We start from the raw sequence: 8,770 nt of genomic DNA on the forward strand, positions 1-8,770 counted from the left end.
CCGCTCCGCCATCGGTGCGGGAACCGGCCGATCGGGCCGGAGAAACAGAGTTAATTGCCTGATCCAGGCGTACCCCCTCATGGTGAGGAGCGCGGAACGCGCGTCTCGAACCATGAGGCCCCTCTCGGTGGCCTGCATCCTTCGAGACGCCCGCTTTGCGGGCTCCTCAGGATGATGGGCTAGATGTGCGAGCAATCAATCGGCGCGGTAAGTCCGGCCCGGATCGGCGCCCCGGAAATCCGCCAGAATCGTCTCGCCGGCGACCGCGGTCTGCCCCTCGGAGACCAGCGCCTTGGTGCCCTCGGGTAGATAGACGTCAAGCCGCGAGCCGAAGCGGATCAGGCCGAAGCGCTCGCCGGCGCCGATCGACTGGCCCTCCTTGACGAAGCAGACGATGCGCCGCGCCACGAGGCCCGCGATCTGGACCACGCCGATGCGCCCGTTGGAGGTCGAGATGACGAGCGAATTGCGCTCATTGTCCTCGCTCGCCTTGTCGAGCTCGGCGTTGATGAAGGCGCCGGGCCGGTAGGCGATGCGGTCGATGCGGCCGACCACCGGGCTGCGGTTCACATGGCAGTTGAACACGCTCATGAACACCGAGACCCGCGGCAGCGGCTTGTCGCCGAGCCCGAGCTCGGCCGGCGGCAGCGCCTGCACCACCATCGAGACGCGGCCGTCGGCCGGCGACACCACGATGCCGTCGCGCAGCGGCGTCACCCGGACCGGATCGCGGAAGAACAGCGCGCACCAGACGGTCAGCAGCGTCCCGATCCAGCCCAGCGGGGTCCAGATCCAGAACAGGATCAGGCTCGCCAGAGCGAAGCCGCCAATGAAGGGATAGCCCTCCGGGTGGATCGGCGGGATCTGCGCGCGGATGGAATTGGCGATCGACATCAGAGCTCGCTTGCGTTTCCCCGCCCCATTTGGCGGGAGAGGCCCTAAATCGACTATTCCGCGGCGGTCGGCAAGGGTTTCTCACCCGCGTCAGGGCTGGAATCCTCCGACGATTCAGTGACCGCCGGCGGCAGCCGATTCGGCGCGGTGCCGTCGTCATCGACCTGGGCGAGCCGTTCGCGGGCCTCCTCGGCCTCGCGTTGCCGGTTCCACATGCTGGCATAGAGGCCGTCGGCGGCCAAAAGCCGCGCGTGGGTGCCGCGCTCGGCGATCCGGCCCTGGTCCAGCACGATGATCTCGTCGGCGCCGACGATGGTCGACAGCCGGTGCGCGATCACCAGCGAAGTGCGGTTGCGCGAGACCCGCTCCAGCGCGCCCTGGATCTCGTGCTCGGTGTGGCTGTCGAGCGCGGAGGTCGCCTCGTCCAGCACCAGGATCGGCGGCGCCTTCAACACCGTGCGCGCGATCGCAACGCGCTGCTTCTCGCCGCCGGAGAGTTTCAGGCCGCGCTCGCCGACCTGGGTCTCATAGCCCTGCGGCGACATCCGGATGAAGCCGTCGATCTGCGCGAGGCGCGCCGCCTCCTCCACCTCGTCGTCGCCGGCGTCCCAGCGGCCATAGCGGATGTTGTAGCGGATGGTGTCGTTGAACAGCACGGTGTCCTGCGGCACCATGCCGATCGCCGAGCGCAGCGAGGCCTGCGTCACGGTCTTGATGTCCTGGCCATCGATCAGGATGCGGCCGCTCGAGACGTCGTAGAGGCGGAACAACAGCCGCGAGATCGTCGACTTGCCGGCGCCGGAGGGACCGACGATCGCAACCGTCTTGCCGGCCGGCACCTCGAAGCTCAGGCCCTTGAGGATCGGCCGGTCCGCCTCGTAGGCGAAGCGGACATCCTCGAAGCGCACGCTGCCGGCGGATACCGCGAGCGGCTTGGCCCCCGGAATGTCCTGCACCTCGGGATCGCGCGCCAGCACGTCGAACATCTTCTCGATGTCGATGATCGCCTGCTTGATCTCGCGATAGACCATGCCCATGAAGTTCAGCGGCTGGTAGAGCTGGATCATCATCGAATTGATCAGCACGAAATCGCCGACGGTGTGGGTGCCGTTACGGATGCCGAACGCGCACATCAGCATGGTCGCGGTCAGCCCGGCGGTGAAGATGATCGCCTGCCCGGTGTTGAGCACGGCGAGCGAGGTGTAGGTCTTCACACTGGCCTGCTCGTAGCGCTCCATCGAGCGGTCGTAACGCCGCGCCTCGCGCTCTTCGGCGCCGAAATATTTCACCGTCTCGTAGTTGAGCAGCGAGTCGATCGCCTTGGTGTTCGCCTCGGTGTCGGAATCGTTCATCCTGCGGCGGATCTCGATCCGCCACTCGGTCGCGACATAGGTGAAGTACATGAACACGACGACCGTGAGCAGCACCGCGAGCACGTAGCGCCAGTCGAACTGCCAGAGCAGCACCGCCGCCAGCAGCGCAACCTCGACGATGGTCGGGATCAGCTGCAGGATCACCATCCGCACGATGGTCTCGATGCCGGAGCGGCCGCGCTCCAGCACGCGGGTCAGGCCACCGGTCTTGCGCTCGAGATGGAAGCGCAGCGACAGCTCGTGCATATGCACGAAGGTGATGTAGGCGAGCCGCCGCACCGCATGCATGGCGACGCGCGCGAAGATGCCGTCGCGCCACTGCGTCAGCACCGCCATGATGATGCGCACCGCGCCGTAGCTGATCGTCATCAGCACCGGCGAGGCGATCAGCCATACGACCCAGTTCGAGGCCGCGACCGGCGCCGAGCCCGTGCCGTTCAGCGCATCGATCGCCCATTTGAAGGTGAACGGCACTGACAGCGTCGCGAGCTTGGCGAACAACAGCAGCACCACCGACCAGATCACGCGCGTCTTCAAATCGGCGCGATCGCCGGGCCAGATATAGGGCCAGAGATGAACGAGGGTGCCGAGCAGCGTCCCCTTCTCGGCGGCCGGTGTCGTGGCCGTGGGCTCAGCGGCGCCGGTCACATTCTGTTGCGGCGGCACCATCAGGAGCCCGCCGGCGCGATCGCGGCGCGGCGGTCCGCTGCCACATCTTTTCCACGGTTTGCCATTGTGCCCGTCATATAGATCGTTTGAACGCGGCGTACAGGCTTATGATGAAAATTGTTCGCGATTCGCGGGAATTTACGGGATTTTTCGCCTCTCAATCCCCATATCCGACTCTTGACCCTGTTTACGCTGCAGTGCCACAAGGATCGTATGAACCAAATCAAGACTGTCTGTGTTTATTGCGGCTCCGGCCCCGGTAACAATCCCCGTTTCGTTGAAGCTGCCGTCTCGCTCGGCAAGAGCTTTGCCGAAAACAACGTTCGCCTGGTCTATGGCGGCGGCTCGATCGGCCTGATGGGCGCGGTCGCGAAATCCACGCTCGACCACGGCGGCTCCGTCACCGGCATCATTCCCGAATTTCTTCGCGCGCGCGAGAACGCGCTGACCTCGGTTCAGGAGATGATCGTCACGCCCGACATGCATGAGCGCAAGCGCCTGATGTTCGAGCGCTCGGATGCATTCGTCGCGCTGCCCGGCGGCATCGGCACGCTGGAGGAGCTGGTCGAGCAACTGACCTGGCAGCAGCTCGGCCGTCACCATAAGCCGATCCTGCTCGCCAACATCGATGGCTTCTGGGAGCCCTTGCTGTCGCTGCTCAACCACATGCGCATGACCGAATTCATCCGCCCGACGCTGCCGATCAACGTCCTGATGGCCGACCGCGTCGACGAGATCCTGCCGCGGCTGCGTTCGGCGGTGGCACGCACGCCCGAGGCTGCGAAGGATCTCGCGCCCGAAGTGGCGCGGCGGCTATAACTGTTCGCCGCAGTTTCGGCTCCATCACCGTCATGCTGAGGAGGCCGCAAAGCGGCCGTCTCGAAGCACGAAGGCCCCGCTGGTGGCCGCGCATCCTTCGAGACGCGCTACGCGCTCCTCAGGATGACGGGTCGAGATAAGTGCTAGCCTGAAATCCTTACTACTCGCTCGGAAAAGTCACGGCCTCGATGCGGTTGCCGTCGGGATCGAGGACGAAGGCCGCATAGTAGCGCACGCGGTCGTGCGGGCGCAGGCCCGGAGGGCCATCGGAGAGGCCGCCTGACGCCAGCGCCGCGGTGTGGAAGGCATCGACCTCGGCGGTGGTCTTCGCGCGCAGGCAGATATGGGTGCCGCTCTCGTGCGGCACCTGCGCCATCGCCGCGCGCAGATTGATCCAGAATTCGGGATAGGCCTTGCCGAACCCGATCGTCGCCGGCCGCGTGACGAGGCGGCTCAGGCCCAGCGCGGCCAGCGTCGGCTCATAGAACCGCGCGGCCCGTTCCAAATCGCGGACACCGACGGAGACGTGGTCAATCATGGGCCCTCCTCCCGGACTTGTAGCCCGGATGAGCGAAGCGACATCCGGGGAAACCGATCGAGACGCCCCGGATATCGCTTCGCTCAACCGGGCTACAGTCTCACGCCTGCGCGCCCGACTTCACCAGCTTGTAAAACACCGAATCCATCAGCGCCTGGAACGAGGCGTCGATGATATTGGGCGAGACGCCGACCGTGGTCCAGCTCTCGCCGGTCTCGTCCTCGCTTTCGATCAAGACGCGCGTGACCGCTTCGGTGCCGCCATTGAGGATACGCACGCGGTAGTCGATCAGCTTCAGGCCATCGATATATTTCTGGTACTTGCCGAGATCCTTGCGCAGCGCGACGTCGAGCGCGTTGACCGGGCCGTTGCCTTCGGCGGCCGAGATCAGCCGCTCGCCGTCGACATCGACCTTCACCACCGCGAGCGCCACCGTGACGCGCTGGCCGTTGGCGTTGTAGCGCTGCTCGACATTGACGTCGAACTGCTCGACCTTGAAATATTCCGGCACCTTGCCGAGCGTGCGGCGCGCCAGCAGATCGAACGATGCGTTGGCGGATTCATAGGCAAAGCCCGCCGCCTCGCGCTCCTTCAACTCCTCGACCAGCCGCGTCAGCCGCGGATCGCTCTTGTCATAGGCGATCCCGGCACGGTCGAGCTCGGCCATCACGTTGGAGCGGCCGGCCTGATCCGACACCAGCACCTTGCGGTGATTGCCGACCAGTTCGGGCAGCACGTGCTCGTAGGTCTGCGGATCCTTCATGACAGCCGAGGCATGGATGCCGGTCTTGGTGACGAACGCGCTTTCGCCGACATAGGCCGCATGGCGGTTGGGCGCGCGGTTCAGCATGTCGTCGAGCGTGCGCGACACCTTCATCAGCGTCGCCAGCTTCTCCGTGGTGACGCCGATCTCGAACTTGTCGGAAAACTCCTGCTTCAGCTTCAAGGTCGGGATCAGCGAGCAGAGATTGGCGTTGCCGCAGCGCTCGCCAAGGCCGTTGAGCGTGCCCTGGATCTGCCGCGCGCCGGCCCGCACCGCGGCGAGCGAATTGGCGACCGCCTGCTCGGTGTCGTTATGGGCGTGGATGCCGAGATTGGCGCCCGGCACGTGCGTGACGACGTCGCCGACGATGGTCTCGATTTCATGCGGCATGGTGCCGCCATTGGTGTCGCACAGCACCACCCAGCGGGCGCCGGACTGATAGGCCGCCCTGGCGCAGGCGAGCGCGTAGTCGCGGTTCTCCTTGTAGCCGTCAAAGAAATGCTCGCAGTCGACCATCACCTCGCGGCCGAGCGCCTTCGCGGCCGCGACGCTGTCGCGGATCGAGGCGAGGTTCTCCTCATTCGTGGTTTCGAGTGCGACCCGGACCTGGTAGGCCGAGGATTTTGCGACGAAGCAGATCGCATCCGCATTGGCTTCAAGGATGCCGGCAAGCCCCGGATCGTTCGACACCGAGCGGCCCGGCCGCCGCGTCATGCCGAAGGCGGTGAAGCGCGCGTGCTCGAAGGCGGGTTTCCTGCTGAAGAACTCGCTGTCGGTCGGATTGGCGCCGGGATAGCCGCCCTCGACATAATCGATGCCGAGCGCGTCGAGCATGCCTGATATCACCTGCTTGTCCTGCAGCGTGAAGTCGACGCCATTGGTCTGCGCGCCGTCGCGCAGCGTGGTGTCGAACAGATAGAGGCGCTCGCGGCTCACGCGTGGCCCCCCGGGGTGGCGACACCATCGAGCTGCTTCTGCATCGTGGTGTTGGCAAGCCACTCGTCGTTGATAGTGACCGAGTTGCGCTGCTGGGCGACGTAGCCGCGCTTGCGGAAGAATTCCAGCGCGGTGTCGCTGGCATCGACCTTCAGGGTCTTGGTGCCGCGGGCACTCGCGATCTTCTCCAGCGCATCGCACAGCGCGCTGCCGACACCCTGCCCGACCGCGCTCGGATGCACATAGAGCATGTCGATGAGATCGGCGCCCTTCAGCGAGGCGAAACCGATCGGCGCGCCCTGCAAGGTCGCGATCAGCGTGAGCTGGCCGGCGAGCTTCTTGCCGAAGGCCGCCTCGTCGTCGGCGGCCATCGCCCAGGCTTCCTGCTGCGCCTCACTGTAGTCGTCGCCGGTCAGGTCCATGATCGAGGCCGCGAAGATCGCCGCCAGCAGCGGCGCGTCGTCGGGCAGATACGGGCGCAGTGCGGGTGCGGAACGGCTCATCGCGCGACCTCCCAGGTGGTGATCGGCTTTCCTTCGGCATCCTTTCCGTCCTTGATCGCCACGCCCATCGCGGCGAGCTGATCGCGGATCCGATCGGACTCCTTGAAATCCTTGCGCGCCCGCGCCGCGGTGCGCTCGGCGATCAGTGCTTCCACCGCGGCGGCATCGACGCCGCTCGCCTGCTGCTTGCGCGCCTCCCACGCAGCCGCGCTCTCCGACAGGAAACCGAGCAGCCGGAGCGAGCCGGCAAACTCCTTGCGGCTCTGTTCGCTGCTCGACGCGGCACTGCGCAGGCCGTGCAGCACGGCCATCGCCTGCGCCGTATTGAGGTCGTCGTAGAGCGCCTCGACCATCGCCGGCGACGGCGCGCCGGGCTCGGCGTCGGCCGCGACCGCGTACCAGTCGTCGAGTGTCTTCGCGGCCTCCTCGGTGGCCTTGGTGGTCCAGTCGAGCGGCGAACGATAATGCGTCTTCAGCATGGCAAGCCGCAGCACTTCGCCGGGCCAATCGGCCAAGAGATCACGGATCGTGAAGAAGTTGCCGAGCGACTTCGACATCTTCTCGCTTTCGATCTGCAGGAAGCCGTTATGCATCCAGACATTGGCCATTCGGTCGGAGTGGAACGCGCAGCAGGTCTGGGCGAGCTCGTTCTCATGGTGCGGGAACACCAGGTCGATGCCGCCGCCATGGATGTCGAACTTCTCGCCGAGATGCTTCCAGGCCATCGCCGAGCACTCGATGTGCCAGCCGGGGCGGCCCTCGACCTTGATGCCGGCCGGCGACGGCCATGAGGGCTCGCCCGGCTTCGACGGCTTCCACAGCACGAAGTCCGTGTTGTCGCGCTTGTAGGGCGCGACGTCGACGCGGGCGCCCGCGATCATCTCGTCGAGCGAACGCTTCGACAGCGCGCCGTAGCGCGGCAACATCGAGTTGGCCGCGTTCATCGCCTGCGGCGAGAACAGCACGTGATCCTCGGCGACATAGGCAAAGCCACCGGCGACCAGCTTCTCGATGATCGCGCGCATCTCCGGGATATGCTCGGTCGCGCGCGGCTGCACGGTCGGCGGCAAGCAGCCGAGCGCCGTGACATCGTCCTGATACTGCTGATAGGTCAGTTCGGTGACCTTGCGGATCGCCTCGTTCAGCGGCACGCCGGGATAATCCCGCGCGGCGCGGACGTTGATCTTGTCGTCGACGTCGGTGATGTTGCGGACATAGGTCACGTGATCGGCGCCATAGCGATGGCGCAGCACGCGAAACAGCACGTCGAAAACGATGGCGGCGCGGCCGTTGCCGATATGGGCGAAGTCGTAGACCGTCGGTCCGCAGGCATACATGCGGACGTTGTCGGCATTGAGCGGCACAAACGGCCGCTTCTCCCGGGTCAGCGTATCGTAGAGGCGCAAATCCATGGAAACCGTTCCCAGTGCCGCCTGTGATTTGAAGTTCCTGCTGTAATGGCAGGGAGATCGTTCAGGAACTTCAAATCACAGGCGGCATTAAACTTTACCTTTGTTGGCACCGGACCGGCTCTCGCATTCGCAACCCCGTTCGCCGCAAGAACGTGCGAATGCGAGAGCCGGTCCGGTGCTGGCCGGGCGGTCCAATGCTCTCATGTGTTGAGAAAAGACGGCCTCAGCCAGCGAATCGCTAGCTCATAATCTCGCGGCAAATGCTGCAGATGGCGAGGTGGCCGTTCATGGTTCCACCATGTCTCACGGCCCCTTTATCGCGTCAAGGGGCTGTTTTCGGGCGGTTTGCCACCCGGCCCGCGCTGAAATCACGTCAACGCCCTCATGGTTAATCATTATTAAGGATTTGGGCGTATCCGGACGCATGCGGATTCCCTGCCATTTTCACCGGTGCACCATGCGGCCTGTTTCAGCATTGATTGCCTGCACGCTTTTCCTTGCTCCGTCTTTCCTTGTCTCCTCGGCCGCATTGGCCGACAGCCGCGTTTTCATCGTCGCCAACCAGGCGGACGGCTACGGCATCGACCAGTGCCTCGCCCGCGGCGACCGTTGCGGTGCCTCCGCCGCCCGCGCCTATTGCCGGTCACGCGATTTTGCGCAGGCCACCAATTACCGCCGCGTCGATCCCGACGAGATCACCGGCGCGGTTCCGCACGCCGCGAATGAAAAATGCAGCGGCAACGGCTGCGGCGAATTCGTCGCCATCACCTGCCAGCGCTGAGCCAAGCCGCTGGTCGGGCGGGGTTATTGCCACACCGGCGCCCCGGAAACGACGTGACGCTGCCCCGAGAAACGGCTATTGC

General features: G+C 65.2%; 8 protein-coding genes. 2 read left to right on the forward strand and 6 right to left on the reverse strand.

Annotation, left to right across the window (positions count from 1 at the left end; translation table 11 throughout):
* Nucleotides 1-195: 195 nt before the first annotated feature.
* Both AC1VNY_RS19855 and AC1VNY_RS19860 read right to left on the reverse strand, forming a co-directional pair.
* Complete coding sequence (locus AC1VNY_RS19855; protein WP_028344567.1) at nucleotides 196-894, reverse strand: phosphatidylserine decarboxylase; 699 nt, start codon at nucleotides 892-894, stop codon at nucleotides 196-198.
* Nucleotides 895-947: 53 nt separating this feature from the next.
* Nucleotides 948-2,936, reverse strand: a complete 1,989-nt coding sequence (locus AC1VNY_RS19860; RefSeq protein ID WP_482406467.1) for an ABCB family ABC transporter ATP-binding protein/permease — start codon at nucleotides 2,934-2,936, stop codon at nucleotides 948-950.
* Between the two features lie 213 nt (nucleotides 2,937-3,149).
* On the opposite strand from AC1VNY_RS19860, the gene AC1VNY_RS19865 reads away from it, so the two are divergent.
* Complete coding sequence (locus AC1VNY_RS19865; protein WP_482406468.1) at nucleotides 3,150-3,755, forward strand: LOG family protein; 606 nt, start codon at nucleotides 3,150-3,152, stop codon at nucleotides 3,753-3,755.
* 160 nt (nucleotides 3,756-3,915) lie between these two features.
* Here AC1VNY_RS19865 and AC1VNY_RS19870 read toward each other — a convergent pair whose 3' ends face one another.
* From AC1VNY_RS19870 to cysS, 4 genes are all read right to left on the reverse strand, one after another.
* Entirely contained in the window at nucleotides 3,916-4,293 is a 378-nt protein-coding gene (locus AC1VNY_RS19870; RefSeq protein ID WP_304499715.1) for a VOC family protein, read from the reverse strand.
* A 100-nt stretch (nucleotides 4,294-4,393) separates the two neighbouring features.
* The gene (gene cimA / locus AC1VNY_RS19875; RefSeq protein ID WP_482406469.1) at nucleotides 4,394-5,992 is read right to left on the reverse strand and encodes a citramalate synthase; all 1,599 of its coding nucleotides are present in this window, start codon (nucleotides 5,990-5,992) and stop codon (nucleotides 4,394-4,396) included.
* On the reverse strand, nucleotides 5,989-6,495 hold the full coding sequence (locus tag AC1VNY_RS19880) for a GNAT family N-acetyltransferase (protein ID WP_482406470.1): 507 nt from the start codon (nucleotides 6,493-6,495) through the stop codon (nucleotides 5,989-5,991). Before AC1VNY_RS19880 ends, cimA begins: the two co-directional genes overlap by 4 nt.
* Entirely contained in the window at nucleotides 6,492-7,907 is a 1,416-nt protein-coding gene (cysS, locus tag AC1VNY_RS19885) for a cysteine--tRNA ligase (protein ID WP_482406471.1), read from the reverse strand. Before cysS ends, AC1VNY_RS19880 begins: the two co-directional genes overlap by 4 nt.
* A gap of 457 nt (nucleotides 7,908-8,364) precedes the next feature.
* Between cysS and AC1VNY_RS19890 the strand changes: the two genes are divergently transcribed.
* A complete protein-coding gene (locus AC1VNY_RS19890) occupies nucleotides 8,365-8,688 on the forward strand; it encodes a hypothetical protein (protein WP_482406478.1) in 324 nt (107 codons plus the stop codon).
* The last annotated feature ends 82 nt before the right edge of the window (nucleotides 8,689-8,770 follow it).

Source organism: Bradyrhizobium ferriligni (assembly GCF_056837965.1).